26 protein-coding genes are annotated in these 25,354 nt (G+C 59.5%); 15 read left to right on the forward strand and 11 right to left on the reverse strand.

From position 1 onward, the window contains the following. Positions 1 to 3: 3 nt before the first annotated feature. Positions 4 to 1,311 (reverse strand): aspartate aminotransferase family protein, encoded by a 1,308-nt coding sequence (locus SBC1_RS22630; protein WP_165095730.1) that lies wholly within the window; start codon positions 1,309 to 1,311, stop codon positions 4 to 6. A gap of 111 nt (positions 1,312 to 1,422) precedes the next feature. On the opposite strand from SBC1_RS22630, the gene SBC1_RS22635 reads away from it, so the two are divergent. Both SBC1_RS22635 and SBC1_RS22640 read left to right on the forward strand, forming a co-directional pair. Continuing rightward, on the forward strand, positions 1,423 to 2,295 hold the full coding sequence (locus SBC1_RS22635) for a LysR family transcriptional regulator (RefSeq protein WP_241202230.1): 873 nt from the start codon (positions 1,423 to 1,425) through the stop codon (positions 2,293 to 2,295). Between the two features lie 386 nt (positions 2,296 to 2,681). Continuing rightward, a complete protein-coding gene (locus SBC1_RS22640; protein WP_165095727.1) occupies positions 2,682 to 3,437 on the forward strand; it encodes an SDR family oxidoreductase in 756 nt (251 codons plus the stop codon). Between the two features lie 127 nt (positions 3,438 to 3,564). Here SBC1_RS22640 and SBC1_RS22645 read toward each other — a convergent pair whose 3' ends face one another. Then, entirely contained in the window at positions 3,565 to 4,449 is an 885-nt protein-coding gene (locus SBC1_RS22645; protein WP_165095723.1) for a LysR substrate-binding domain-containing protein, read from the reverse strand. Positions 4,450 to 4,608: 159 nt separating this feature from the next. Here SBC1_RS22645 and SBC1_RS22650 point away from each other — a divergent pair, with 159 nt between their 5' ends. The 3 genes from SBC1_RS22650 to SBC1_RS22660 all read left to right on the forward strand — a co-directional run bounded on the left by SBC1_RS22650 (position 4,609) and on the right by SBC1_RS22660 (position 8,941). Beyond that, the gene (locus SBC1_RS22650) at positions 4,609 to 5,718 is read left to right on the forward strand and encodes an alkene reductase (RefSeq protein ID WP_165095720.1); all 1,110 of its coding nucleotides are present in this window, start codon (positions 4,609 to 4,611) and stop codon (positions 5,716 to 5,718) included. A 225-nt stretch (positions 5,719 to 5,943) separates the two neighbouring features. Further along, entirely contained in the window at positions 5,944 to 6,486 is a 543-nt protein-coding gene (locus SBC1_RS22655; RefSeq protein WP_165095717.1) for a DUF2867 domain-containing protein, read from the forward strand. A 112-nt stretch (positions 6,487 to 6,598) separates the two neighbouring features. Then, positions 6,599 to 8,941: a patatin-like phospholipase family protein gene (locus SBC1_RS22660; protein WP_165095714.1), complete on the forward strand. Its 2,343-nt coding sequence runs from the start codon at positions 6,599 to 6,601 to the stop codon at positions 8,939 to 8,941. Positions 8,942 to 8,983: 42 nt separating this feature from the next. Here SBC1_RS22660 and SBC1_RS22665 read toward each other — a convergent pair whose 3' ends face one another. From SBC1_RS22665 to SBC1_RS22675, 3 genes are all read right to left on the reverse strand, one after another. Next, positions 8,984 to 10,105 (reverse strand): ATP-binding protein, encoded by a 1,122-nt coding sequence (locus SBC1_RS22665; RefSeq protein WP_165101322.1) that lies wholly within the window; start codon positions 10,103 to 10,105, stop codon positions 8,984 to 8,986. Between the two features lie 74 nt (positions 10,106 to 10,179). Next, positions 10,180 to 10,983 (reverse strand): carboxylesterase, encoded by an 804-nt coding sequence (locus tag SBC1_RS22670; protein WP_165095710.1) that lies wholly within the window; start codon positions 10,981 to 10,983, stop codon positions 10,180 to 10,182. Positions 10,984 to 11,114: 131 nt separating this feature from the next. Continuing rightward, on the reverse strand, positions 11,115 to 11,822 hold the full coding sequence (locus SBC1_RS22675; RefSeq protein ID WP_165095707.1) for a response regulator: 708 nt from the start codon (positions 11,820 to 11,822) through the stop codon (positions 11,115 to 11,117). A 284-nt stretch (positions 11,823 to 12,106) separates the two neighbouring features. On the opposite strand from SBC1_RS22675, the gene SBC1_RS22680 reads away from it, so the two are divergent. Further along, a complete protein-coding gene (locus tag SBC1_RS22680) occupies positions 12,107 to 13,069 on the forward strand; it encodes a DUF535 family protein (protein ID WP_165095704.1) in 963 nt (320 codons plus the stop codon). 404 nt (positions 13,070 to 13,473) lie between these two features. Here SBC1_RS22680 and SBC1_RS22685 read toward each other — a convergent pair whose 3' ends face one another. From SBC1_RS22685 to SBC1_RS22700, 4 genes are all read right to left on the reverse strand, one after another. After that, positions 13,474 to 13,794, reverse strand: coding sequence for a DUF4148 domain-containing protein (locus SBC1_RS22685; protein ID WP_165095700.1), 321 nt, complete (start codon positions 13,792 to 13,794; stop codon positions 13,474 to 13,476). A 182-nt stretch (positions 13,795 to 13,976) separates the two neighbouring features. Beyond that, positions 13,977 to 14,507, reverse strand: coding sequence for a DUF962 domain-containing protein (locus SBC1_RS22690; RefSeq protein ID WP_165095697.1), 531 nt, complete (start codon positions 14,505 to 14,507; stop codon positions 13,977 to 13,979). Between the two features lie 101 nt (positions 14,508 to 14,608). Next, positions 14,609 to 15,040, reverse strand: a complete 432-nt coding sequence (locus SBC1_RS22695) for a YeeE/YedE family protein (RefSeq protein ID WP_241202228.1) — start codon at positions 15,038 to 15,040, stop codon at positions 14,609 to 14,611. 10 nt (positions 15,041 to 15,050) lie between these two features. After that, complete coding sequence (locus SBC1_RS22700; protein WP_165989021.1) at positions 15,051 to 15,485, reverse strand: YeeE/YedE family protein; 435 nt, start codon at positions 15,483 to 15,485, stop codon at positions 15,051 to 15,053. A 207-nt stretch (positions 15,486 to 15,692) separates the two neighbouring features. Between SBC1_RS22700 and SBC1_RS22705 the strand changes: the two genes are divergently transcribed. From SBC1_RS22705 to SBC1_RS22735, 7 genes are all read left to right on the forward strand, one after another. Further along, positions 15,693 to 16,412 carry an MBL fold metallo-hydrolase gene (locus tag SBC1_RS22705; protein ID WP_165095686.1) on the forward strand — a complete coding sequence of 240 codons (720 nt, stop codon included), beginning with the start codon at positions 15,693 to 15,695 and terminating at the stop codon, positions 16,410 to 16,412. Positions 16,413 to 16,415: 3 nt separating this feature from the next. Continuing rightward, complete coding sequence (locus SBC1_RS22710; RefSeq protein WP_165095683.1) at positions 16,416 to 17,204, forward strand: sulfite exporter TauE/SafE family protein; 789 nt, start codon at positions 16,416 to 16,418, stop codon at positions 17,202 to 17,204. A gap of 106 nt (positions 17,205 to 17,310) precedes the next feature. Continuing rightward, the gene (locus SBC1_RS22715; protein WP_165095680.1) at positions 17,311 to 17,802 is read left to right on the forward strand and encodes a DsrE family protein; all 492 of its coding nucleotides are present in this window, start codon (positions 17,311 to 17,313) and stop codon (positions 17,800 to 17,802) included. A gap of 12 nt (positions 17,803 to 17,814) precedes the next feature. After that, a complete protein-coding gene (locus SBC1_RS22720; protein WP_165095677.1) occupies positions 17,815 to 18,639 on the forward strand; it encodes a TlpA disulfide reductase family protein in 825 nt (274 codons plus the stop codon). 170 nt (positions 18,640 to 18,809) lie between these two features. After that, positions 18,810 to 19,601, forward strand: a complete 792-nt coding sequence (locus SBC1_RS22725) for a transcriptional initiation protein Tat (protein WP_165095674.1) — start codon at positions 18,810 to 18,812, stop codon at positions 19,599 to 19,601. 18 nt (positions 19,602 to 19,619) lie between these two features. Continuing rightward, on the forward strand, positions 19,620 to 20,330 hold the full coding sequence (locus SBC1_RS22730; protein ID WP_165095671.1) for a c-type cytochrome: 711 nt from the start codon (positions 19,620 to 19,622) through the stop codon (positions 20,328 to 20,330). Beyond that, positions 20,327 to 21,241, forward strand: a complete 915-nt coding sequence (locus SBC1_RS22735; protein WP_165095667.1) for a c-type cytochrome — start codon at positions 20,327 to 20,329, stop codon at positions 21,239 to 21,241. Before SBC1_RS22730 ends, SBC1_RS22735 begins: the two co-directional genes overlap by 4 nt. A gap of 20 nt (positions 21,242 to 21,261) precedes the next feature. Here SBC1_RS22735 and SBC1_RS22740 read toward each other — a convergent pair whose 3' ends face one another. Further along, on the reverse strand, positions 21,262 to 22,182 hold the full coding sequence (locus SBC1_RS22740; protein WP_165095663.1) for a LysR family transcriptional regulator: 921 nt from the start codon (positions 22,180 to 22,182) through the stop codon (positions 21,262 to 21,264). Between the two features lie 296 nt (positions 22,183 to 22,478). On the opposite strand from SBC1_RS22740, the gene SBC1_RS22745 reads away from it, so the two are divergent. After that, entirely contained in the window at positions 22,479 to 23,438 is a 960-nt protein-coding gene (locus SBC1_RS22745; RefSeq protein ID WP_165095659.1) for an aromatic alcohol reductase, read from the forward strand. 184 nt (positions 23,439 to 23,622) lie between these two features. Here the strand turns inward: SBC1_RS22745 and SBC1_RS22750 are convergent, their stop codons facing one another. Beyond that, positions 23,623 to 24,024 carry a helix-turn-helix domain-containing protein gene (locus SBC1_RS22750; protein ID WP_165095656.1) on the reverse strand — a complete coding sequence of 134 codons (402 nt, stop codon included), beginning with the start codon at positions 24,022 to 24,024 and terminating at the stop codon, positions 23,623 to 23,625. Positions 24,025 to 24,112: 88 nt separating this feature from the next. Between SBC1_RS22750 and SBC1_RS22755 the strand changes: the two genes are divergently transcribed. Next, positions 24,113 to 24,967 (forward strand): SDR family oxidoreductase, encoded by an 855-nt coding sequence (locus SBC1_RS22755; protein WP_165095652.1) that lies wholly within the window; start codon positions 24,113 to 24,115, stop codon positions 24,965 to 24,967. Positions 24,968 to 25,354 lie beyond the last annotated feature (387 nt).

The following is a 25,354-nucleotide window of genomic DNA, read 5'->3' on the forward strand; positions in this document are numbered from 1 at the left end:
GTGTCACATGCTCACGCTTTCCTCAATAGCTTGCTCGATGATCGATAGCCCCCTATCGACTTCAGCTTCGGCAATGGTAAGCGGCGGAGCGAGCCGAAAGACGTCTCCGAGTCCCGGCAACTGAACAATATTCATGTGCAAGCCGAGTTCCAGGCAACGACGTGTGATTGAAGCGGAAAGCGCCGGAGCCGCAGCTTTCGTTGATCTGTCGCCAACGATTTCGATCCCAAGCATCAACCCACGTCCACGCACATCGCCGATGCATTCGAAGCGGCGTTGAAGCGTCTCAAGACCATCGCGCAAACGAGAACCCAGCACACCAGCGCGCTCAACCAGGCCATCCCGCTCGATGATATCGACGACTTTAAGCCCGACCGCTGCCGGCATTGGGTCCGACACGTGCGTCGTATAAAAGAGGAACCCTCGTTCGTGTGCCTGATTCTCGATTTCCTGTGTCGTCAGCACGGCAGCCAGTGGAAGGCCCGCCCCAAGTGTTTTGGACAACGTCAGGATGTCGGGCACCACGCCGTCGTGCTCGCACGCGAATAGGGTTCCGGTTCTGCCCATGCCGGTTTGAGCTTCGTCCACGATCAACAGCATTTCGCGCTCGACGCACTTTGCTTTTAGCGCGCGCATATAGCCTTGCGGTAGTTCAATCAGGCCACCGGAACTCAGGATTGGCTCAGCGATGAACGCCGCAAGGCTGCCGCTTGACTGCCTGTCGATCAGGTCGAATGCATAGTCGAGTTCAGCCGCCCAATCATAGGCACCGTTGCGTTCAAATCGTGGCCGGTACGGGTACGGTGCCGGAATGGCAAAGGACCCCACGGCGGCCGGACCGTAACCCTTGCGGCCGGCGCTATAAGTAGCTGAAGCTGCACCGCCGGTCATGCCGTGCCACGATTGAGCGAAGCTCACGATCTCATACCGGCCGGTGACGAGCTTTGCCATCTTGATTGCCGCTTCGTTGGCTTCTCCACCGGTGCTGAGCAGCAAGGAACACTCGAGTCCTGCAGGCGCGATACCGGCGAGACGGGTTGCCAGGTCCACTACCGGGCGCGAGAGCATCCCGCTGAAAAGGTGAGTGAGATTACGCGCGCTCTCGGCGATAACTTCGGCGATTTCCGGATGAGAGTGGCCAAGGATGGCGCTCATCTGTCCAGAGGTGAAGTCGAGTATCGCGCGGCCCGTGGAATCATAGACATGGCTGCCGCTGGCACGCTCGATTATGACGGGCGAGAATGTACCGCCGTAGCGGATCAGGTGCCGCTGAGCGTTTGACCAAAAGTCCCGATCGGTTTGTGCTGACATGACTGTGTCCAGAGTGGAAGGCGGGCGTGCCGAAGGTTAATGTAGGCGAACCAAGCCGGTGAGTGGAAATGAAAAGTTGTGATGTCTGCCATTCGAGGAGCTGATGCCATCATGTTGCAGCTGGATTTCGATTTGCTCAGGACGTTCGTCGCAATAGCGGATGCCGGATCGCTCACGCGCGCGGCAGCGGAAGTTGGCCGCACGCAATCCGCGATCAGCATGCAGCTCAAGAGGATTGAAGAGATCGTCGATGGCGCGGTGCTCGTGCGTACCGCACGCGGCGTGGAGCTGACGTCGCGCGGAGATCGACTTTTGTCGCACGCCCGAAGTCTCGTCCGGGCGCACGACGAGGCATTGGTCGACGTGACCGGTCGTGGACTCACTGGCTCGATTCGGCTCGGATGTCCGGAGGACTATTGCACTGAGTTCCTTCCGGTCGTGCTACGCGCGATAGCGGCGCAGCATCCGCGGGTCGCACTGGAGGTCGTATGTGCGCCTACGCCCTTGCTTGAAAAAATGCTCGATGCACGTCGCTTGGATGTGGCATTGGTATCGCTCGCGCCGGAGGGGAATTCGGAGCGGGTGATTCGCTGGGAGGACCTGGTGTGGATCGCGTCGCGGGACTTCTACCCACCAAGCGATGGTCCCCTTCAAATAGCCTTGTCGGTGCCTGAAACGCTCGACCATCAGGCGGCGCGGCGTGCGCTTGAATGCGCCAATGTCAGCTACCGCGTGGCTTATGAAAGCGTCAGCAAGGATGGGCTGCTGGCAATCGTGCGGGCGGGCATAGCAGTCGCCGTGCTGACGCGAGGAGCGGTTCCAGCGGACTTGCGGATCATGCCCGTTGGAGAGATGCTCCCGCCGCTTCCGCATGTTGGCATTGCCGTTGTTTCGTACTCGGGTACGGTTGATTCGCTTCTTGTGGAGAGTGTGAAGGAGCTCATGACCCGCACCTTGAAAACGATATCGCCGCCTTCGTCCTGACGTATTGCGACGCGCTTAATGCTTGCGCGACTTCCGCAGATCGATGTCTTTCGCCTATCCAATGTATTTTTCACATTAATCACAGCATTGATATAAGGCATCGCGCTTCGCGCCCATTTCCCGGATGAGGCCTCCGGATCCCGCTGTCATTGACAATGCGAACAGCCTTCCAGCTCGAACCGGTGATGGGTCACGCCACTGCGGATTGATGCATCGAATACATAAAACATAGCAGGAATCATGGGCTACCGCCCCGAGCGGCCAAGGCCTATCTTTAACTTCACGAACCGAAACGGCCCGGCGCAGTTCACTAAGCAGCGGCCCAGGTGCGATGACCGGTTTCCCGCATGAACGCTTGATCACTCATTCAATCGAGGGCGCATTCCATGAAACTCACAGGTAATACCATCTTCATTACCGGCGGCGGCTCGGGTATTGGCCGAGGCCTCGCCGAGGCGCTGCACAAGCTTGGCAACAAGGTCATCATTGCGGGCCGGCGGCGCAGTCATCTCGACGCGGTCATCGCGGTCAACCATGGCATGGAGGCGGTCGAACTCGACATCTCCGATCCCGCGAGTATTGAACGGGTGGCAGCGAAGCTAATTGCCGATCACCCTGACCTCAACGTGCTGATCAATAACGCGGGCGTCATGCAACCGGATGCAGTCGGCGGAAAGATCGACGACGCGCTGATGGTCTCCCACGTGACGACCAACCTGATGGGCCCGATGCGAATGACATCCGCGCTGATCGACCATCTCAAGACCAGAAGCGACGCCGTCGTGGCCTACACCAGTTCCGTCCTGGGCTTCGTGCCAATGGCGGTGACGGCGGTCTACTCATCCACCAAGGCGGCGCTGCATTCCTACGCGCTGTCACAACGCTTCATGCTGCAGGACACGACGGTTCGCGTGCTGGAGATCGCGCCACCCTGGGTTCGTACCGAACTGATGAACAGTGAGGAGGCCGAAATGGCGATGCCGCTCGATCAGTTTATCGATGAAACGATCAAGGTCCTCGGCACGGATGCGAACGAGATTCTGGTCGAAGCGGCTAGACCAATGCGAGCGAACGTGGGGCCGGGCGAGCACGACTTCGTCAATAGTTTCAATACACAGGCGAAGGCAATATTTGGAAGTTGATTCCCGCGGCCAAAGAGAACCTGAGCGGAGCATGTCCGGTCGCGTTGGCAGACTCTGTCATCGGACTGGGCATTAGACCCACGTGGCAACCGCGCGAGCTCACGCCCGGCGCCACGCCTTGCTCGATCTAGATTTGCAGATTCGCGCTGACATAGTCGATAAAGACACGCAGCTTGGGCGAGGCGTAACGGCTTGCCGGCCACAAGATCCAGAAGGTGACGGTCTGGTCCATGAAATCATCCAGCACGATTTGCAACGCACCGCTCGCCAAGGCATCTCGCACGAGGAAGGTTGGAAGGAGGGTCAAGCCTTTATCCTGAAGCGCAAGATAGGCCAGGACTTCAACGGTGTTGCTGACGAAGGTTTGTGGCAACTCCGGCTCCGCTTCCGATTCAGCGAGCTTAAACGGCCAGCGTTCCAGCTTGCCGGTGACGGGAAACTTATGCAGCAAACAGGCGTGCCTGACGAGTTCGGAAGGATGCGCAGGAGCGCCATGTTGCTTGAGATACCCGGTCGAGGCGACCAGCACCTGCGCGCAGGAACCCAGGCGCCGCGATATCAATCTTGAGTCGAGCTGCTCGCCCGTGCGAATGACTGCATCGAAGCCCTCTTCGATGATGTCCACCATGCGATCGGAAAAGTCGACATCGATTTCGATTTCCGGGTATTGCGTCATGAAGCCGTCGAGCACCGGCATGATGAGCCCCGACAGTTGCGGCGTGCTGATACGCAACCTTCCGCGAGGACTACCCACTGCACCGGACAATTCAGCTTCCGCCGCTTCGACTTCACCCAGGATGCGCCGGCACCGTTCGAGGAACAAGGCGCCTTCGGACGTCAACGTGATACTGCGTGTGCTGCGGTGAAAGAGCCGCACGCCGAGACGATCCTCAATGCGCGCAATGCCTTTGCCGACCGCCGACGACGATACGCCGAGCAACCGTCCCGCCTCGGTGAAACTGCGGGTCTCCGCCACCTGCACAAACATCGAGATACCACTGAGGCTATCCATCGTCATCGCCACATTCCGGGATCAATTAAGGACATATGTGTCCGATATATTCGGAACCTTAGCCTATTTTTCTTTTTTCGTTCGGTCCATACACTCTCCTCAAGGTCTAAAAACCCGCTGTTGATCGAACTTCAGCAGCCACAGAATCTTGAGGAAATCATGTCCAAACTTCATTCCAGCGTCAAAGTCGGTCCCTATGAATTTTCCCACCGTGTGGTGCTGGCGCCGCTCACCCGCATGCGCGCCGAAGAAAGCGCCAGGCCCGGTCCGTTGATGGCCGAGTACTACGCGCAACGCACTTCAAAAGGTGGCTTACTGATTGGGGAAGCTACCATTGCGGCACCCAACGGCAATGGCTACCTGGGTGCGCCCGGCCTGTACGACGACAGTCAGATTGCCGGCTGGAAACTCGTGACGGAAGCAGTGCACGCCAAAGGCGGCCGCATCTTCCTGCAGCTCTATCACGCGGGGCGCCAGTCCAACAGCCAATTGCAGCCGGGTGGCGCCGAGCCGGTGGCACCGTCTGCCGTGCCCCATGGCGGCGTGGCCTACACCGAAGCGGGCTGGGTCCCGAACACACCGAGCCGCGCGCTGACCATCCCCGAGATTGCCGATCTGGTCGAGAGTTTCCGCGCTGCCGCCATTCGCGGCAAGCAAGCCGGCTTCGACGGCGTAGAACTGCACGCCGCTAACGGTTACCTGTTCGACCAGTTCCTGCAGGACGGCAGCAACAAGCGCACCGATCTCTACGGCGGCTCATTCGAAAACCGTGCCCGTTTCCTGATCGAAGCGACTCAAGCCGTGATCTCGGTGTGGGGCAGCGACCGCGTAGCAGTGCGCCTTGGCCCGAGCGGCACCTGGGGCGATATGTCCGACAGTAATCCGGAAGGTCTCTTCAGCTACGTAGCGGAGGAACTGGCCAAACTGAACCTTGCCTATCTGCACCTGATCGAGCCGCGTGTGCTCGGCAATGTGGATGACGACAGCAAGGATCAGAACCCGGTTGCCGCGCAACTGATTCGCAAGCACTACAAGGGCATCATCATTGCCGCCGGCGGCTTCAAGGGCAACACGGCCGAAGCCATCTTGCAGGCGGGCGATGCCGATCTGGTCGCATTTGGTCGCGACTTTATCGCTAATCCCGATCTGCCCGAGCGCCTGCGCCTTCAGCTACCGTTGAATCCGTATGATCGCCCCACCTTCTTTGGCGGCACGGATGTCGGCTATACGGACTATCCGTTCTATCGCGAGGACCTGGTAGCAGCGTAAGCGGAGCAATGTGATGGGACTCCACTACCATCTGCATTTCCCTTGGCAAATAACCCTCCCGTTATACAGGGGTGTACCGCAGCGCTTTCGTGATCTCGTTCGCATGCGAAAGTGCAACGTAGCGACAAAAAAATGAAACGCACGGCGGGTGTACAGTCGCAAATAACGCTCGCGGTTAGCTCGTCCGCCGTCATCCCCGAGCCATCACATTGGAGTCGCTTGTCCATGCAAAATCCAACTGCGTCCGTGACCTCCATTGCGTTGCCGCCCAGCTCACGCGTGACGCGCATGTACGCGCACCCGAACCTTGCGGACGCCTACACCATCCGCTTGCCGGACAACGCAACCACCGATCCCGAACTACTCGCCCGATTCATGTTTTCGCATCAGGCGGCATGGGTTGGAAAGCTCTTGCGAGTACGAGACGCGCTCGTTGCCGGGTTTGGCCTCAAGACAGCGAAACACCTGGAGGAATCGGGCCGTTCCGAGCCTGACAAGCACGTCTCCGTTTTCAGGATCTACGAGCGCACCATCGACGAGATTGTCCTGGGCGAAGACGACAAACATCTCGACTTCAGGGTGTCGGTGTTTCAGGAGACCAAAGCAGAGGCCGCGGGCGGCGGGCGTTACCTGACGGTATCGACTGTCGTGCGATGCCACAATCTGTTGGGACGTACCTACATCCTGCTGATCACGCCGTTCCATGAAATGGTGGTTCGATCAAGCATGCGCCGCGCCGCGCGTATTGGCTGGCCCACTGCCTCCTGAGCCGGCCCGCGCTTGACGCTTCTCAACACATCGACGCTTGCGCCACAAGATCCGCTTTCGCGGATGCGAAACCATGTAACCTCTCGGTCTTCTTACTGTCCTGAAGTAGACGATGCGGGTCTTGGCGAGCAAAAAAATCCTGAGCATAACGACCGGCGATCGATCCCGCACTGCAGGCCCGCGCCTGCTCTATGTCACCGCGTTGCTGGCGATTGGCATGGCAGCATGGGTGCGCCCCGCCCACGCCGCCGCACCGGCGTGTCTGGCCGACTCCGGTCCAGCTAATCGTCCTGCTATCGGTCTCGTACTGTCAGGCGGCGGCGCACGCGGTTATGCGCACCTTGGCGTGTTGAAAGTGCTCGAGGAGAACCGCATTCCGGTGGACTGCATCGCGGCAACCAGCATGGGCTCCGTGGTCGGTGGACTGTATGCCAGCGGCATGACCGCGCAGGACATGCAGAACCGCCTCGCGCAGATCAATCTCGCCGATGTCGCCTTCGACGTCACCGCCCGCGCCGACCTGCCGCAATCGCAACGCGAAGACGAGCGGCTGTATGTGAACAGCCTGTCCTTCGGTTTCGGTACGCACGGCTTCCGGCTGCCGACCGGCCTCGTGCAAGGTAACCGCCTGCAGGCGCTGCTGCAGGACTGGACCTCGGCCATCCCCGGGAACGTATCCTTCAACGGGCTGCCGATTCCGTTTCGCGCGATTGCCACCGACCTGCAAACCGGGCAGATGGTCGTGCTCGATCACGGCTCGCTGCCGCAGGCCATTCGTGCCAGCATGGCGCTGCCCGGCTTGTTCTCGCCGGCCGAAGTGGACGGCCGCACGCTGGTCGATGGCGGCCTCGTGAGCAACCTGCCGATCGAAACCGCCCGCTCGATGGGCGCGAACGTAGTGATCGCGGTCGATATCGGCTCGCCGCTGCGGCCGCTCGATGCACTGGCTTCGCCTACGGACGTGATGCAGCAGATGATCGGCATCCTGATCCACCAGAACGTCGCGCGGCAACGCCAGCAACTGGGTGCGGGCGACGTCCTGATCGAACCGGCGCTCGGCTCGCTGAGCTTCACGGATTTCGCCAATGCGCCTCAGGCGATTGCCGCGGGCGAGGCAGCCGCGATTGCGGCGCTGCCGAAGCTTCGGCATCTCGCGCTGTCGCCCGAGCAGTACGCGGCATATCGCGCCTCGCACGCAACTCCCGGAACAAAGCCGGTACGCATTACGCGGATCGAAATAGAGTCGCGGGGCGCGGTGCCGCAGGGTCGCATCCGCGACGCGTTGCACGTCAAACCCGGCGACGTCTACGATCCCAAGACGCTCAACAAGGATCTGCTGGCGCTCACCACCGCCGGAGATTTCGAAAGCATCACGCAGCAACTCATTGAAGACGGCGACGAACATACGCTCATGATCGACGCTCGCGACAAATACTGGGGGCCGAACTTCCTGCTGTTCGGGCTTGGCTTGTCGAGCAGTTCTACCGACGCGGGCGGCTTCCGAATGCATGTGGGTTATCGGCGGCCATGGCTGACATCGTCGGGGCTGGAGGGTCGTATCGATGCAACGGTCGGCAGCGACCTGACGAACATTCACGCCGAGTTGCGACAACCCTTGTCGAATGCGGCCGGATACTACATCGCGCCTTATCTGGAATTCCAGCGTCGCTACGCGAACATCTACAACGACGATGGCGACACCAAGGTGACCCAATACTCACTGCAAACCGAACGCGCGGGCCTTGACTTCGGCCTGCCGCTGGCCACCCTGGGCGACTTCCGTGTCGGTGTCGCCTATGCGCATGCATTCGGTTCGCCGCAATACAACTTTCCAGCCGATATCTTCGACCCCAGTGCCCCACCCTCGGAGCAATTGTTCTCGGACATCTCTGGGAGGCAAATCAGTGCACGAGCACGCCTTGTGATCGATCAGCTCGATGATCCGCTGTTTGCGCGCAAGGGGTATTTCACGGAACTGCGCATGGAGCACTCTCTGTTCGCGGGCAGTGATAGCTTCACGGAGGTGTATGGCAAGGGACTTATTGCGGCGAGCTTCGGGCGTCACAGCTTCAACGCGAGCATCGAGGCTGGCGACGATCTGGGCAGCACGACCAACCTGACCAATCCGCTCGGCTTCACGCTCGGCGGTTTCCAGCATCTGTCGGCTTATGCCGCTGATCAGTTGGCCGGCAATTCGATGGTCTACGGCCAGGTCACCTACATGAACCAGCTCGCCGCGTTCAACGCATTGCCCATCCGCGGCTTGTATGCGGGGATGAGCCTGGAAGCCGGCAACGTCTGGGTGCACGACTCGCAATTCGGCAGTGGCCCGCTCAAGCGCAGCGTCACGCTCTTTACAGCCGCCACGAGTTCGTTTGGCCCGATCTATCTGGGCGTCGCATTTGCGCCGGGCGGCAGGAGAAACTTCTACTTCCAGCTTGGACACACCTATTGATGCGCCGTTGTGCTCGACGTTCATGGTCAGCACCGGCCGGCCTCAAACAACACCCACCGGCCAGCTCAACTCGAAGCGCGCACCGGCCAACGTGACGGGGTCGGTGGCGCCGATCCGGCCGTTGTGCGCGTGCAGCACCTGACGAGTAATCGCGAGGCCGATTCCGTAGCCCGCAGTATGGCGATCGAGTCGCACGAACGCGTTGAAAATATGCTCGCGCTCGCTTTCCGGCACACCCGTTCCATCGTCTTCTACAAAGATCTCCACGTTGCCGTGACGCACGGATAAACCGACCACGATCCGCGAGCGCGCATATTTGCTGGCGTTGCGGAGCAGGTTGCGCATGGCATACGACATCAGGCGCTTGTCCATCACGACCTGCACCGTCTCGTCGATCTCAATCGCCGGCACGATCTGCTTGTCCGCGTACATCAGCGTGGCGTCGGTCAACTGGCTGTTGAACCACGCTACCAGCGATGTAGGTTCAAGACTCGATTGCAGCGAACTGTATTCGAGCCGTGCATACGTAAGGCTCATATCGATCAGTTCGTCGAGTTCGGTGACGTCCTGCGCAATGCTCGCCAGCGCGTGTTCGTACTCCGCTGTCGAGCTTGGCTGACGCAGTATCTCCAGCGCAAAACGTACACGCGCAAGCGGCGTGCGCAGTTCGTGCGAGATGCCGTTGGTGAGTTCGCGTTGTGCGGCGATCAGGCGTTCCATGCGTTCGGCCAGCGCATTGAGCGTACGCGCCAACGGGCCGAGGATCACGCTATGCGACACCTGCGCCCGCGTGTTGAAACGTCCACCCGTGAAGTCGATCGCGCGCTCGCGGATGATCACGAGGTCATGCCAGACCGGCCGCATCCAGCGATACGCCACCACCGCTGGCAACGCGAATACGATCAGGATCATCGACGCCCCGTCGCCCGGCAACACGTCGAATGCATGCCACACCACGCCCGGCGTCAGCACATACGCCAACACCAGCAGCAGGATCACGGCGACGAGCAACGCCAGCCCCAACAGACGAAAATAGGCGCGCAGAAAAAGTCTCGACCAGCTTGGAATGCGGTCGGCGCGCGTGTCGGTCCACGACCGGCGAAAGTGCAGCCAGCGCCATTTGCAGTATCGGAAGGTGGTGAGTTTTTGTGCGGCAGAGTTCATGGTCACGGACAGGTTCAGATGAGCGGGCGAGCCGGACAGCGGCGCTCGCCCAAACCAATGCGCCGGTGCGCGGCTCACGCAAGCATACCGGTACGCTGTACAAACGCGACGGTGTAGTCAGCGACGGTGTTGCGTTCGTTATCGAGCGTGATCATGTGGTAGCTGTCAGTCAGGCGCACCAGCGTGACGTCGCGCGTGCCGAGATGTTTGCAGACGAACTCGGCGGATCGGATGCTCGTGACTTCGTCTTCTTCCGAATGCATCACAAGCGTCTCGCACGTGACACGCGACAACGCGCGTTTGACGGCAAACCGCATCCAGTCCACCTGGGCAATCGCGGCAAGCGGCACGTACGGATAATGCGCACCGCCGCCCTTCAGCAGATGCCGGCGGATCAGGTTGCGGATACGCGTGTTCTTGATGCCGAACGGCTCGCCCTCTGGCACGCGAATCAGGTTGCGCAATCCCGGCACGCAATACAGCAGGTAACGCAGCGGCTGGAAACGCGACCCGGCCCAACCATCGAGGAAAAGCGGCGGCGACAGCAGGATCAGGCGGCCTTTACCTTTACCCATGCGCTCGCGGGCGCTCAACATCACCGCGAGCAATGCGCCCATCGAAATGCCGGCCACATCGACACGTTCATAACGCAACGCCAGGTCCCGGTAAGTCCGGCTCAACAGTTGCATGTAGTCGCGCAGGCTCACGCCGCTCAACTGGTCGGGGCACGAGCCGTGACCCGGTAGCGACGGCAGGTACACGTCGCAGCCAATCTGTTCGAACTTTCGGTCGAGCGACCCGAAATCGTGACGCGTGCCGCCCAGGCCATGAATCATCAGAACGGCGTGATTTGAAGGAGGTGAAACGTCGGTGGACATGGCACAGGCTCTTAGCAGAATAAGCCTGCGATACTAGCCGCGCCGCGCACGCATGACTGTCGAGTTACACGGGCGATTGTCGAGTTTTGTCGATACAGCTCCGTGCTTCCGAGCTTCCGTTCTTCGCGGCTTTAGTCCCACGCGCCCGTGCTGAACTGATAGCCCTTGCCGCGGATGGTCTTGATACGCTGCGGCGTGCTTGTATCGTCTTGCAGTTTCCGGCGCAGCCGTGAGATGCCGCCGTCGATGGTGCGGTCAAGGCCGTCGAATTCGAGCCCGCGCAACTGCCGCATCAGGTTGTCGCGGCTGACCACTTCGCCCGCACAGCTCACCAATGCCCACAACAAGTCGAATTCCGCTGAAGTCAGCTCAGGCGCGCTGCCGTCCGGCAGCTTCACGCTGCGGCTCGCACGGCTGATCTCGAATTTGCCGAACGAAAAGCTGTCCGGTTGACTGGCCGCGTTGGCGATGCGGCCCACCTCGCGGCGCAGTTGCGCCTTGATGCGTGCCAGCAGGATGCGCGGCTCGACTGGCTTGTGAACGTAGTCATCGGCACCGAATTCGAGGCCCAGCACTTCGTCGAACTGGTCGTCGCGAGCGGTCACCATGATGATCACGCCGTCAAAGTGCTCGCGTGCCTCACGACAGATCTGGAAGCCATCCTTGCCCGGCAGGTTGACGTCGAGGATCACCAGGTCGGGCTGGCCTTTCAGGATGGCCGGAACCGCGTCGTTGCCGTGCAGCACGACGTCGACGTGGTAATCATGTTTGCGCAGATAGCCGGCGACCAGCGCGGACAGGCGGTCGTCGTCTTCTACGAGCAGAATCCGGAAGGGCATGAGGGGTTCTTTCCAGACGGACTGGTTGGGATGCTGGCCTACCACAGTGACGGCAGCGTACACAATACGGTCAGCGCCAGCGGACGCTGCCCGAATAATACTGCGAAGCGTCCCGTTTATCCCCACTGGCTGGACGTGTCCGCGCGACGCGAAGGATACCGGACGCGCCGGATCAGGCCCGGATCGCTCGACAAAACTCGACAATTCTCCAAGTAATTCGACACGAAGGCGTAAGGGCCGCCGCTAGCATCCTTTCGATCGAAACACTGAAAGGATCTGCCGGGATGCCTCTACTAATCGGATGGTTTGGTGCGGGTTCACGGTGGCTGGCCGATCTCGCCCATGCCTGCGCCGCGATCCAGCGCGCCGGGAGCGCACTTTACCCGGGCGCGAGCCGCTTCCACCGCTGGCGGCGTATGCGTTTCTGGCTACGCTCGCTGGTTTGCTGGCAGACGACGAACGTGTGGCTCGAGCGCTGTTCAAGTGAGCCGCTGCTCGATCTGGTGAAGCGCCACCCCGCCACGCTTGAACGCATGCACCGGCCATTCCTGCACGGCCGTTTCAGTCCGGGCGAACGGCTTGTCGCGAGCCTGGATCACCATATGCTCACGCAACAGCGCGTGCCGCATCTGGCCAACCGGATCGCAACTGTTGGACGGGTGCCAGTCGCGCACTTCTCGGTCGGGCTCGAACGCTGGCAGGTGTCGCTCGAATCGATCGAACATTTCCAGAGAGAAGGCGACTGGACTTTATGCATTCGCGATGCGCTCGACCAGCGCGTGGTGTCGTGCACGTTCAGCCTTGCTTATCTTGGCGGCAAGGTACGCCGGCCGCGCATGTGCATTGGCTCCGTGCAGGGTCCGGATAAATCGGTGAACGGACGCGAGCTGTTTCGTGTGCTGACGAAGCGCTGGCACGGGCTGCGGCCCAAAATCTTCGTGATCTACCTGGCGCAATGCGTAGCGCAAGCGCTCGATGTGGACGGGACGTTCATTGTGTCGAAGCACGCCCATGTGTATGCGAACTGGCGCTACTGTCTGCGCAAGCGCCGGGTGTCCGCCGACTACGATAGTTTGTCGCGCGAATGTGGCGCGTTCAATGACTGGAATGGGTGGTTCGTGCTTGGGCCGCCGGCACTTTATATGGCGGATCAGCAAGGGACAGACTCGGGGAACGCGGCACGGCGCAAACGCTATGCGCTCAGGGCAGACGTTGCTTCGCAGATCAAGGCCAGTCTCAGGCAATGAGCCTTGGTTTCGCTTGCGCCGGTCGAACGACCGGACGCCAACCCGGCCTGCCTTAAGCGATCAATTGGGTCAATGCTGGAACACTCAGTACTGCCGCGTAGTAGCAGATATCACCACGATCGGTCCAGCTAGCGTCGCGATAATCCCTTCATGGCTGAGCCGTCGAGCAACGAACGAAGCCGCCCTGGTGACCAAAAAAAGCCCAACTTCTAGCTGGGCAAAATCCATCGGGATCGGAGCAACCCCGCTGGAGGAGGTGCTATTCGTTGGTTCGACATAGCGCAAGACGCATAAGCTAATCGATAGGCGCACAGGATCGCTGCGCGCTCATCAACCCTTTTTGAACCATCTTCAACATCGCCAGCATGGCTGGACGGTTTGGCAACGCGACTGACTTGTGTTGATTAATGGCCGAAGTAGATCGACTTTGCGTTGTCGTTCAGCGCGGGGCTCGCAACTGCGCGGGCACCCGATGCCGACGTGCCATCGTTTACACCGCCGAAGCTGGTAGCAGCGCCATTTTGCGCAACGACACGTGCTTCTGCAGCTTGAACATCAGCCGGGTAATTCGGGTCATCGCGACCGGGTTGATAGCCCGCCTTTTCAAGCTGGACCAGTTGAGCTCTCACTTCGGCGCGAGTAACAGGCGCATTCGATTGAGCGAAAGACGACACAGCCGGGACAGCGAGCACTGCGGCAACAATAAGCGATTGAACGAGTTTCATGACCTACCTCCGAATCTTGATTTTCTTCGCGAACAACCCTGTTCGCGTTTCAGTGTTTCAAGTGTAGGTAAGTACGCGCTTAAGATTAACAGCAGACTGCGCAAGGGATTATTGTCAATTTAGGCGTAAACCCTAGGCGTCTGAAAGACCGGTAACGGTGACGCCATACAAATAGCTGACGATCATCGAACGGCTCGTTTACCAGCAGCACCGTGAATGGGGCCAGCGCGTTCTTCAATCGCGCGCCGAACGGAGTCGCGTAGCCCCAGGAAGAACGCCAGCTCCGCCACAATGAACAGCGGCCCGACCGCCAGCCCGATTACATCGTCCACGAACGCCGGTTTGCTGCCTTCGAAGTAGTGTCCGATGAACTGAATCACCCAGCCGATAAAAAACAGGCCCAGGCCCCAAGCGAGCCAGAGCCCGGTCGTTTGCATTGCGAGCAGCTTCCCCGCCCACACACTCAGCGCGAGCAAGAGAGTCATGAGGATACCGAATCGTATGTCTAGCCGGAGATAGAACACCGCGACGGCAGTGGCGAGCAGCATTGCGGGCGACACGCTCAGCGCGCCCGCAATGCCGACCGCCGGACGCGCCAGCAAAGTCGCAACCGCGACCACGATCAGTGGAATGCCAATGAGGTGCGAAGCAATGTTGCGCGAGTCGCGGTGATACACCGCGTACTGTCCAAGCTGGTCAACCAGGGATTTCATGGCAGTGCCCTCCGAATCGTGGCTAACGGCATTGCGTGCAATAAAACTGTTAGCGCCGCTAGAAGCATTCGGCCGTCCGGGTAAGCGTACGCGATGACGGCTTACCGCGCATTCGCTTTAGGCTTGATATTCCTCTGGGCGTCGAACATCTTGAAGGCAAGCATGCCTGCAACCATGGCTGCGAGGAAGACCACAGCCCCGAGTTTCCCCGCGCCCACCGCTACCACGACCGGTCCTGGACAAAACCCCGCCAGTCCCCAACCGACTCCAAAAATCGCGCTTCCCACGATCAATTGCGCATCGATTTTTTTCTTCGTGGGGAGATGCTTGGTTTCTTCGAGAAGCGGCTTTCCAGTCCGCCGGCTCGCAAAAAACCCGACTGATGCAAACGCGACTGCGCCAATCATGACAAAGGCCAACGAAGGATCCCAATTCCCCGCGAGGTCGAGGAAACCAAGGATCTTAGCGGGGTTCGCCATGCCGGAGATGATCAGGCCTAGACCGAAAAGCAGCCCGGCCAGAAACGAACTCATGTTTCGCACGCTAGCCACCCCACACATGTCTGATAGCGAAAACTGTCGCGAAACCCGTCATCATGAAAGTCAACGTCGCAACAACCGAGCGAACCGAACCACGCGATATTCCGCACACGCCATGGCCACTCGTACAGCCGCTTGCCGCGCTCGTGCCGAATCCGACCAGCAAGCCGCCGAGAACAAGAAGCGGCCCGCTGGTCTGGATGACGATCGGCGATAAAGGTCTCACCAAAACATAAAGCACCGGCGCGGCAAACAGCCCGGCAACAAAAGAAATTCTCCACCCGTCACGCCATCCACCCGCAGTCAGAAGGCCGCCAAGCACCCCGCTGATCCCAGCAATATGCCCGTTGAGCAGCATGAAAAGCGCCGCGGACAGACCGATCATCGCGCCTCCCAGCAGGGACTTGATCGGCGTGAAATTCACCCAGTCGACCACCATCGTTCGCAATCCTGTTTTCGTTTGCAGTTGTAGATTCGCGGCCTTCTTCGGACGGATTTCTCACGCTTGATTCCCGTCCCGGCACCCGCGTTCCCAGTCCACGACGCCTTTCACCCGTTGACTTTCCACGCCTTCAATACTATATTCTGTATTAATATAAGCTTATACTCAAAAGTAATATAGCGATTTTTCTAAGGTTATAAAGGAATGCTGTTCCGGCAATTTTTCGACAGTCAGTCGAGCACCTACACCTATGTGCTCGCCTCTCGTGCAGGCGGAGAGGCGGTAATCATCGATCCAGTAAAAGAGCAGCTTGACCAATACCTGCAAGTGATCGAGCAGTTGGATCTGCGGCTGGTTCACGCTATTGACACCCACATGCACGCCGATCACATCACAGCGCTGGGTGACCTGCGCGACGCCACGCACTGCACCACCATCATGGGCGAATTATCGCAGGCGCATTGTGTATCGCAGCACGTTCGTGAAGACGAGATCGTGCGGTTCGACGGCATCGAACTACGCGCGCTCTATACACCCGGACACACCAACGAATCGTTTAGCTTCGTCCTGGACCCATCGTCACCCAAGGCCGTTTTCACCGGCGATGTCCTGCTCATCCGCGGCAGCGGACGTACAGACTTTCAGGGCGGCGATCCGCATCGGTCATGGGATTCGATCGTCAACAAGCTGTTCACGCTACCCGACGCAACCACGCTCTATCCCGCGCACGATTACAAGGGATGGACCGCGTCGAGCATTGGCGAGGAGAAGCACTTCAATCCGAGGCTGGCCGGGAAAACCGAAAGCGAATACGTGGAGATCATGAGGGGTCTGAATCTGCCGAACCCCAAGATGATGGATGTCGCCATCCCTGCGAACCTGGCATGCGGTCAGCCATCGACGCCAGTAAAGCGCCAGGGCTGATCGATGATCCTTGCTTCCACCCCAGCGACACAAGCTGTCGCAGCAGTGCTGTGCGGCGGTTTTGTGAGCTTCTCCCTCGGCCTCGTCGGCGGAGGCGGTTCGATCCTTGCCGTGCCGCTCATTCTCTACGTGGTCGGCGTTCACAATCCGCACATCGCGATCGGGACCGCGGCGTTGGCGGTCGCAGTCAGCGCCTACATCAACATGATCCCGCACGCGCGAGCCGGACATGTGCGGTGGGGACCGGCCTTCGCGTTCGCGGCGAGCGGCGTGCTTGGCGCGACGCTTGGCTCGTCCGTCGGCAAGCTGATCGACGGCCAGAGGCTTTTGACTTATTTTGCGTTTGTAATGTGCTTTGTCGCTTTCCTCATGCTCCGGCCGCGCCCATCGGCAGCGGCCACTGGCGACGCTTACCCGACGCCTTATCCGCGCTTATGCGGGACGGGATTGGGGGCAGGAAGCTTGTCGGGATTCTTCGGGATCGGCGGAGGTTTTCTGGTGGTCCCGGGCTTGATGTTCGCGGGTCGAATGCAGATCGTCGATGCAATCGGCACGTCGTTATTCGCGGTGGGTTCGTTTGGTTTGACGACAGCAATCAACTACTCGCTCTCGGGTCAGGTCGACTGGCTGGTTGCGGCGGAATTTGTCGGCGGCGGTGTGGTTGGCGGCTTGGCTGGCGCGCAGGCGGCAAGCCGCCTTGCACGCAAGCGCGGCGCGCTGAATCGCGTTTTCTCCGCGATGATCATTTCGGTCGCTGCCTATATGCTGTATCACTCATGGCAGGCGCGATGAATTTCGACCGCTTCCGTCCAAGGACTATCATTTTCTCGGACAGCCAACGCCGCACCGGCGCGTCAACTCTGGATCAACCCAATATGCCACTCGATGCGGGAAAATCATGACGCAAGATCATTCTATTGACGGCAGCCCAGTCATCGAGCAATTCGGTAAAGCGCATTGGATCGAGGGCGCGGTTCATGTTCCGGATGCGCACGCGACATACAAAATCGTCTTCTCCGTCAGCGCTCCGGGTAAAAAACCTGATGCCCCTAACGCGGGACTCGAACGTGTTGCGCGAGCCGTGAACTTGTACAGGATGTCCGGTGTGACGCCCGATCGCCTTCAATGTGTCGCCGTTATCCACGGCGAAGCAACATCCAGTGTTTTGAACGACGCGCAATACCAGGCCCTCGACGGAAGGCCAAACCCCAATGTGCGTGTCATTGCTGCGTTGCAGGCCGCGGGCGTTGAGGTATCGGTTTGCGCGCAGGCGCTGATCGGCAACGATTTCACGCAGGATGGACTTCTCCCCGGGGTCACGCGCTCGCTGTCAGCGCTCACGACCATTACCGTTTTACAACACGATGGATACAGCTTGATGACGCTATAGACGGCGAGAAGCATGGGGTTGGAAGTGAACATAGGCCCGATCGCGTTACCCCTGCACCCGCTGATTTTCTTGTTGAGTGTCGCGGTGGCGTTGGCTGTTGCACAATTCGTAAGTCATGGCGAGCAGAAGCTTCAACGGGCACTCTTCACCAGCGTTTGGGTCGGGTTGCTGGTTGCGCGCTTGTCGTTTGTCATTCGCTTTTTCCCCGACTTCCAGGATGACTTCCTAAAAATGTTCGATATTCGCGATCTCGGGTTCGACCTTATCGCGGGTGTCCTTGGCGGGCTCTGTGTGACCGCACGATTTTTCTTTCGCTTACCGGCGATCCGGAAATCGCTGGTTATCGCCGTATCGTCGGGCGTACTGGTCTGGGGCCTCGCGAATGCTGCTGTCGAGTTATATAAAACGCCCGAGACCATTCCGTCGATCGCATTGATGAATCGCGACGGCGATTCACAAGCTCTCACGAAAAGGGACGGTCGTCCGACTGTGATTAATCTCTGGGCGTCGTGGTGTGGCCCGTGCCAGTCCGAAATGCCCGTGCTTGCGCGGGCACAAATTGACCACCCCGGCGTCCACCTCGTGTTTGTGAATCAGGGAGAAACAGCGGGTCATGTCGATGCTTACCTTGAATCGCAAGATCTACATATCCGAAATTCCCTTCTTGATCCCGCGCACGCCGTTGCGAAAGCAGTAGGCGCTGTTGGCTTTCCAACCACCCTTTTCTACGACGCAAACGGCCGGCTGTTAGCGGCGCATCTGGGCCCCTTCTCCAAAGCGACGTTCAATCAGGCGCTCAGCCAGTTTTATCCGCTTGCCGTATCAAAGGATAACTAATCAATTATTTGTCTATCAATACGGTATGTGGGCCGTCGGGCTCTTGAGCGCTCTGACAAGAAGGCGCGGCAATCTTCGCAAAGCGGGGCTGGACACCCCCTTCGGTGCACACGGATCTAATCGGGTTGCTTCCTCAACCGGCTTTGAACCCTCACTCGGAGACAGTGAACATGACAGACAAAAAAGCACGGCGCAACGCGTTGAAGACCTTCGGACTCACAGCCGGCACGGTGATCCTGAGCGCGACAGGTCAGGCACGGGCCATCGCCGCGGAAGCCTCCACCCTGTTACCTGACGGCGCATCCAGTCTGGCTCAGCTCGTCAAGCGCCTGGAGGAAGCCCCGCGGCGACGCGATTTCAAAACCGTGCCGATGATTCTCGAGCGGCCGGACCAATGGGACCACGAGGCATTGTCGGAAGTGATTGGGTATCGCGGTGGCCAACGGCAGGTGTGGGATAACACGGAGATTGGCGGACCATGGCTCAACCTGATGCGCAACTCGCTGAATGCGCAGATCTGGTCCTACAAACATCCTGAATTCCTCGTTGTCTCCGCGACCCACGGGTCGGCACATCTGGCCTTGTTCGAGCAAACGATGTGGGACAAGTACGGTCTCGCGAAACTGGCGGGTGACAAGTTCACGAACAACTCGTTGCTCGACGACAAATCGGCTGGTTCGCCGGGCGTAGCAGATCATGAGAATGCGCAGGGCGCGTTTTCATCGCATGACAACAGCATTCCCGCGTTGCAACGCCGGGGGGTCGTCTTTCTGTCATGCCATAACGCGATTTGGGAACTGGCTGCCAGGCTGATCGGCGCCAACACGAATCCCGACAAGCTATCCCTGGACGCGCTCGCGGCGGAGCTCACCAACCACATCATCCCCAGCGCGATCGTGACACCCGGCGCAGTGGGAACCTTGCCTGAGCTCCAGCAAGCCGGCTTTCACTACGCGAAGTGACGCTCAACAGGAGACGACATGAGCGCTATAGCTACAAATGTGTCATCACGATGCGCGCTTGCCATGGGTGTTGTCGCAATTGTCTTGGGGCTCGCATCGACTGCCCGGGCTGACAACATGATGGTCGGGAAAACGATCGCCACACAGGGAACCGCGAAGGGCGTCGCTGCATGCATCAGTTGTCATGGTGCGAAAGGCGAAGGCAACGCCGCGGCTGGCTTTCCCCGGTTAGCCGGTATCAATGCCGCCTACCTTTCCGAACAGTTATCGGCGTTCGCCAATGGAGAACGCAAGAGCACGATCATGCAACCGTTCGCGAAGCTGTTGTCGTCGAATGGACGCAGTGCTGTTGCGCTTTACTTTAGTTCTCTGCCGCCGCCTGCGGGAATAAAAGCCGGCGACAGCACCGCTATAACCCCCTCGGACACAGGTGCGTGGATCGCCACCCGCGGGCGATGGGATCAGGGCCTTCCAGCATGCGCCCAATGCCACGGCCCTGGCGGCATTGGCGTGGGCACAGCATTCCCGCCATTGGCCGGCCAGCCGGCCGCGTATATTGAGAGCCAATTGCATGGATGGAAGATGGGCGCACGGCCGCCGGGTCCGATGGCGCTGATGCCCGTTGTCGTGAGCAAGCTCTCCGATACGGACATCTCGGCGGTTGCCGTTTACTACGCGGGCAATGTCGGATCATCGAACAACGCGGCGCCTGCCGGGAGCAAACAATGATCAGTCAATCGTGGTTCTCCAGAGGAACGCTCGCCGGATTGTTTGTCGCAGCTTTCGGTGCGACAGGCGGCATCACGTACGCGGCCGATGCTTCGACGCCCGACGCCACGCCATCCGCTGCGAAAGCGTTCACGCCACCGGCGGAAGCGTCGATGCCGACTAACGAGTTTGGCAAATCGATCAAGTTAGGAGAGCAGATTTTTACTGACACGCCGGAATTTGCGGGGAAGTACGTCGGCAACGCATTGAATTGTGCGAGTTGCCATCTGGACGCCGGGCGCAAGCCAGATTCAAGCCCGCTGTGGGCAGCGTATCTTTTATATCCGGCGTATAGAAGCAAGAATGGGCACGTCAATTCGTTCGCCGAGCGTATGCAGGGATGCTTCCGCTACAGCATGAACGGCAAGGCGCCGCCACTTGGCGACCCCGTGCTCGTCGCACTCGAGACTTACGCCTTCTGGCTGGCGAAAGGCGCCCCGGTGGGTGAAAAGCTTCCCGGACAGGGTTACCCCAAGCTGCCCCCGCCCGCCCTGAAGGCCGACTACACGCGGGGCAGTCAAGTCTACGCACAGCACTGCGCCTTGTGCCATGCAGCGGATGGGCAAGGTCAGTCGAGTGGAGGCAAGGCAGTTTTTCCCGCGCTGTGGGGAGCGCATTCTTTTAATTGGGGCGCGGGGATGGGCGAAATTCAGAACGCCGCCGGGTTCATCAAGGCGAACATGCCACTGGGTTTAGGCAATACGCTGACTGACCAGCAAGCGTGGGACGTTGCAACGTTCATGGATAGTCAGGAGCGGCCACAGGATCCGCGCTTTGCCGGCTCCGTCGAGGCGACCCGTGCGAAGTATCACGAGTCACCCAATTCGATGTACGGAGAGAAGATCAACGGCCGGGTACTGGGTGCGCCTTGAAGATGTCCTGAAGCGGTTTTTCATCTTGATCCTGCATCCGGATTGACGCCGCTTTGCGGAAAAATCTGGATGACCCAATCGACAAAAGCCTTGATTGCCGCGCCCGCATTTCTACCGTTCGGATAGACGATTGAAATGGGTACGGGCGAGCATCGGACGCTTGCCAGAACCTCTTTGAGACGCCCAGTTTCGAGGTACGGTGACGCGACAAACTCCGACAACTGGATCAGTCCCAATCCTTCCAGGCCGCATTGCAAATACGCTTCTGTTTCGTTGACGGCAAAGCGGCTTGGCATAGTCATGGCGACGCTTTCACCATCGACATTAAAGCGCCAGTCAAGCGGCCGGCCCGTGGCGTTCGATATATAGTTGACCGCGCGATGAGCACTCAGCGCTTTGACGCCGTCAGGTTCTCCGTACTCCTTCAGATATCGCGGCGCCGCGCAGGTCAGCCAGTTCAGTTCGCCCAGCCTGCGTGCGGTCAATGTGGAATCAGTCAGCTCGCCGGTTCGGATGACGCAATCAATACCATCGTAAATCAGATCGACGGGGCGATCGCTGAGAACCAGCGTGAGTTCAATGCCGGGAAAAAGATGCTCGAATTCCCGCAGCCGCGGCAACACGATCGCGCGGCCTAGTACACCCGGCATACCCACCCGTATTCGCCCATGCGGAGTTGTTGCGTCCGCCAGCAAGCCGCTCTCTGCCTGAGCTATGTCCGACAGGATTGCCCGGCATGACGCGTAGTAGCGCTCGCCCGCATCGGTGAGGCTGAGCGTCCGCGTACTTCGCCGAAGCAGCGGTGTACCCAGATGCCGCTCAAGATTCTTGATCAGCGTCGTGACCGATGACCGGGGCATTGACAGCGTCTCTGCCGCCTTGCTGAAGCTCTGCGTTTCGACGACGCGCGCAAAAGTTGTCATCGCTTGAAGTTTGTCCATGAACGGGGTAGGTGTCCGGTTCGTATTTTGTCGGCTGCGGGCAGTTCGGAAAGTTCGGCAAGGGTGTTCGTCCTGCACTTACCTCCGGCCTCTCCCGCCGGATCGTTCGATGCACACGCGTTCTCATTTCCGTGTCGGCGAACAATGCAACGCCTCCCCGCCCCTAGACTTCCGAGTGTCCGGCTGATCTCCCCTCTGACTTCCCCTTCAAAGCACTGCGGAGCGTTAAGCCGGTGATGACGGGTCGCGCAAGCACGCGCTTCCAATAACTTCTCTCAAGCTAAAAGGGTACTCGTATGTCGCATGCTAATTCTATTCTCGTGCTGGGTGCCGGCGAACTCGGCATGGCCATGTTGCGCAGTCTGGCGCGCCGCGCTACGCCGGCGTCAGTCATTTCTATCGCGGCTCTCCTGCGCCCGTCGACAATTGATTCGCAAGATGCCGCCAAGCAGAAGGACATTGCCGAGCTGCGTTCGCTTGGCATCGAACTGCTTCCGGGCGATCTGGCGCAGCAATCGGAAGAATCGCTTGCCGCTGTTTTTGGCCGCTTCCATACGGTTATCTCGTGCACTGGGTTCGTGGGCGGCAGCGGCGTTCAGCGCAAGCTCGCCCGCGCCGTGCTGAAGGCGGACGTGAAGCGATATTTCCCGTGGCAATTCGGCGTCGACTACGATGTCATCGGCCGGGGTAGTCCGCAGGATCTGTTTGACGAGCAGCTCGACGTGCGCGACCTGCTGCGCTCGCAAGATCGGACGGAATGGGTGATCGTATCAACAGGCATGTTTACCAGCTTTCTCTTCGAACCCTCGTTTGGCGTGGTGGACCTCGGCCAAAACACCGTGAATGCATTGGGAAGCTGGGACAACGCCGTGACCGTGACGACGGCGGATGACATTGGCGCGCTGACCACCGAGATTGTGTTCGCGGAACCGCGCATCGCCGATCAGATTGTGTACATAGCCGGCGACACCATTACTTACCGTCAGCTCGCCGATGCAGTCGATGATCTTTTGGACCTGAACGTGGATCGTACCGAGTGGAGCGTGCCGGACCTGAAGCGCGAACTGGCGGAGGATCCTGATAATTCGATCAAGAAATATCGCGCGGTATTCGCTGAAGGAAAAGGCGTGGCGTGGGACAAGTCGAAGACGTTCAATGCCCAACGCGGCATGGCCACTTGTGGGCTTGAAGACTGGATGCGCGGTAATCTTGTGCCAAGCGAAAGCGTTGCGCTTCCAGACGTTGGCCGTCGATAAGTTCCCGTCAGCCGTATTGCCCGGGCACTTAAACGATCCGTTGCATATAGGGCGGCAGATCCGGCTCGGCCAGCACGGCCAGCAACTTCAGCCGCTGCAACGTACGCTTCCGCGCGGCGTGCAAGTGATCGGGCAGCGCGTCGGCCGCAACACCACGCGCGGTAGCTGACCAGAGCTGATCCTTCTACGCGTCCACCGTCCGCGCATTCAGGATGCGCGACAGATTCACCTCAATCCAGTCTGCCAACGACGTGACCTGGCGCGCGACTTCCTCCCCCAGTGGGGTCAGCCGATAGTCCACATGCGGCGGCACTTCGTCATACGCAGTGCGTATCACAAAACCATCGGCGGCCAACCACTGCAGCGTCTGCGCAAGCATCTTTTCGCTCACGCCATCCACCCGGCGGCGCAAATCGCTGAAACGGCAGGTCTGCTCGAGCAACACCATCAACACGAGAACACCCCACCGGCTGGTGACATGCTTGAGCACTTCCCGCGATGGGCAATCCGCTGAGAGCAATTCACCGCGACGCACCAGATCCGACAACGGCACGCCGTCGCGGGCCAAATCAACTTTTGAGTCCATGGATACTTACCTCGGCGTACGTACTTACGAAAAGTTAGTTTATCCGATACGGTACGGTTTCTGTCGCATTCATCCCAGGAGTTTGATCATGATCGTCGTTACCGGAGCCACCGGCCAACTTGGCCGACTTGTTATCAAAGCGTTGTTGAAGACTCAACCAGCGAGCGAAATTGTTGCCGCCGTACGCAGCCCGGAGAAGGCGGCCGATCTCGCCGCGCTGGGCGTGCAAGTCCGGCGCGCCGACTATAACGAACCGGCCACGCTCGAGGCTGCCTTCAAGGGCGCGGACAAGTTATTGCTGATTTCATCGAGTGAACTTGGCCAGCGCGCAGTCCAGCATCGCGCCGCAATCGATGCCGCGAAACGCAACAGCGTGCAATTGATCGGCTACACCAGCGTGCTGCGCGCCGATACATCGCCGCTGGGACTCGCCGATGAACATCGCGAGACCGAAGAGGCACTGCGCGCGTCGGGCGTACCGTTCGTTTTGCTACGTAACGGTTGGTACACCGAGAACTACACCCGCAGCCTCGCCCCCGCACTCGAACACGGCGCGATCCTCGGCAGCGCAGGCGACGGCAAGATTGCCTCGGCGGCACGCGCGGACTATGCGGAAGCGGCAGCGCTGGTGATGACTCGCGACGCCCAGGCGGGACGCGTTTATGAGCTGGCCGGCGATTCCGCCTATACCCTCGCCGACCTCGCGGCCGAAGTAACGCGGCAGTCGGGCAAGAAGGTCGAATACCGGAATCTCTCCGAGGCGGAGTACAAAGCCGCGCTGGTCAGCGTCGGGTTGCCGGAAGTTGTGGCTGCGCTGCTCTCGGACTCGGATACGGGTGCATCGAAGGGCGCACTCTTCGATGAGAGTCATCAGTTGAGTCAACTCCTTGGCCGGCCGACTACGCCCCTGGCCACCGTGGTGGCCGAAGCGCTCGCTGCGTAACGCAATCGCCGCGGTTTTTTGGTAACTCGTCGTAATGGTGCGTGTGGGTCTCTGACGAGGACCGACGCGCACGATTCGTTCAATGTGACGACAACGTTGCATTGTCCTCATTGTTCTTCGGCCGCTGAACCTGGAGAACTCTCCCCAGTATCGACATTCGACGCCGCTTCGTTCATAGGCGTCTCCAGATTTCCGTCCCCACCGATCTCATCCCGACGAGTCATTGGACGTCAAATGACTCGTCGGGGTACGGCCAAACTTCGCCCATATCCGTATACTTATCAGATGTAGCGTTTTTTGTTGTCAAACCGCCTCTACGCTGGTAGCCTCCCTCCAAGCTATTGAAACGTAAGCATAAATAACTCATGCCAGCTGCTTTACCTACGT

It is taken from the genome of Caballeronia sp. SBC1, from assembly GCF_011493005.1.
Classification (GTDB): domain Bacteria; phylum Pseudomonadota; class Gammaproteobacteria; order Burkholderiales; family Burkholderiaceae; genus Caballeronia.

What these genes read in the sequence shown, in the direction of transcription:
- SBC1_RS22650 (WP_165095720.1), top strand. Translation starts at nt 4,609, where the DNA reads ATGTCCAAACTTCATTCCAGCGTCAAAGTCGGTCCCTATGAATTTTCC.
- SBC1_RS22730 (WP_165095671.1), top strand. Translation starts at nt 19,620, where the DNA reads ATGAGCGCTATAGCTACAAATGTGTCATCACGATGCGCGCTTGCCATG.
- SBC1_RS22670 (WP_165095710.1), bottom strand. Translation starts at nt 10,983, where the DNA reads ATGTCCACCGACGTTTCACCTCCTTCAAATCACGCCGTTCTGATGATT.
- SBC1_RS22665 (WP_165101322.1), bottom strand. Translation starts at nt 10,105, where the DNA reads ATGAACTCTGCCGCACAAAAACTCACCACCTTCCGATACTGCAAATGG.
- SBC1_RS22690 (WP_165095697.1), bottom strand. Translation starts at nt 14,507, where the DNA reads ATGAAATCCCTGGTTGACCAGCTTGGACAGTACGCGGTGTATCACCGC.
- SBC1_RS22750 (WP_165095656.1), bottom strand. Translation starts at nt 24,024, where the DNA reads ATGGACTCAAAAGTTGATTTGGCCCGCGACGGCGTGCCGTTGTCGGAT.
- SBC1_RS22725 (WP_165095674.1), top strand. Translation starts at nt 18,810, where the DNA reads ATGACAGACAAAAAAGCACGGCGCAACGCGTTGAAGACCTTCGGACTC.
- SBC1_RS22685 (WP_165095700.1), bottom strand. Translation starts at nt 13,794, where the DNA reads ATGAAACTCGTTCAATCGCTTATTGTTGCCGCAGTGCTCGCTGTCCCG.
- SBC1_RS22635 (WP_241202230.1), top strand. Translation starts at nt 1,423, where the DNA reads ATGTTGCAGCTGGATTTCGATTTGCTCAGGACGTTCGTCGCAATAGCG.
- SBC1_RS22655 (WP_165095717.1), top strand. Translation starts at nt 5,944, where the DNA reads ATGCAAAATCCAACTGCGTCCGTGACCTCCATTGCGTTGCCGCCCAGC.
- SBC1_RS22720 (WP_165095677.1), top strand. Translation starts at nt 17,815, where the DNA reads ATGGGGTTGGAAGTGAACATAGGCCCGATCGCGTTACCCCTGCACCCG.
- SBC1_RS22740 (WP_165095663.1), bottom strand. Translation starts at nt 22,182, where the DNA reads ATGGACAAACTTCAAGCGATGACAACTTTTGCGCGCGTCGTCGAAACG.
- SBC1_RS22695 (WP_241202228.1), bottom strand. Translation starts at nt 15,040, where the DNA reads ATGAGTTCGTTTCTGGCCGGGCTGCTTTTCGGTCTAGGCCTGATCATC.
- SBC1_RS22710 (WP_165095683.1), top strand. Translation starts at nt 16,416, where the DNA reads ATGATCCTTGCTTCCACCCCAGCGACACAAGCTGTCGCAGCAGTGCTG.
- SBC1_RS22645 (WP_165095723.1), bottom strand. Translation starts at nt 4,449, where the DNA reads ATGGATAGCCTCAGTGGTATCTCGATGTTTGTGCAGGTGGCGGAGACC.
- SBC1_RS22735 (WP_165095667.1), top strand. Translation starts at nt 20,327, where the DNA reads ATGATCAGTCAATCGTGGTTCTCCAGAGGAACGCTCGCCGGATTGTTT.
- SBC1_RS22630 (WP_165095730.1), bottom strand. Translation starts at nt 1,311, where the DNA reads ATGTCAGCACAAACCGATCGGGACTTTTGGTCAAACGCTCAGCGGCAC.
- SBC1_RS22640 (WP_165095727.1), top strand. Translation starts at nt 2,682, where the DNA reads ATGAAACTCACAGGTAATACCATCTTCATTACCGGCGGCGGCTCGGGT.
- SBC1_RS22680 (WP_165095704.1), top strand. Translation starts at nt 12,107, where the DNA reads ATGCCTCTACTAATCGGATGGTTTGGTGCGGGTTCACGGTGGCTGGCC.
- SBC1_RS22745 (WP_165095659.1), top strand. Translation starts at nt 22,479, where the DNA reads ATGTCGCATGCTAATTCTATTCTCGTGCTGGGTGCCGGCGAACTCGGC.
- SBC1_RS22700 (WP_165989021.1), bottom strand. Translation starts at nt 15,485, where the DNA reads ATGGTGGTCGACTGGGTGAATTTCACGCCGATCAAGTCCCTGCTGGGA.
- SBC1_RS22675 (WP_165095707.1), bottom strand. Translation starts at nt 11,822, where the DNA reads ATGCCCTTCCGGATTCTGCTCGTAGAAGACGACGACCGCCTGTCCGCG.
- SBC1_RS22715 (WP_165095680.1), top strand. Translation starts at nt 17,311, where the DNA reads ATGACGCAAGATCATTCTATTGACGGCAGCCCAGTCATCGAGCAATTC.
- SBC1_RS22660 (WP_165095714.1), top strand. Translation starts at nt 6,599, where the DNA reads ATGCGGGTCTTGGCGAGCAAAAAAATCCTGAGCATAACGACCGGCGAT.
- SBC1_RS22705 (WP_165095686.1), top strand. Translation starts at nt 15,693, where the DNA reads ATGCTGTTCCGGCAATTTTTCGACAGTCAGTCGAGCACCTACACCTAT.
- SBC1_RS22755 (WP_165095652.1), top strand. Translation starts at nt 24,113, where the DNA reads ATGATCGTCGTTACCGGAGCCACCGGCCAACTTGGCCGACTTGTTATC.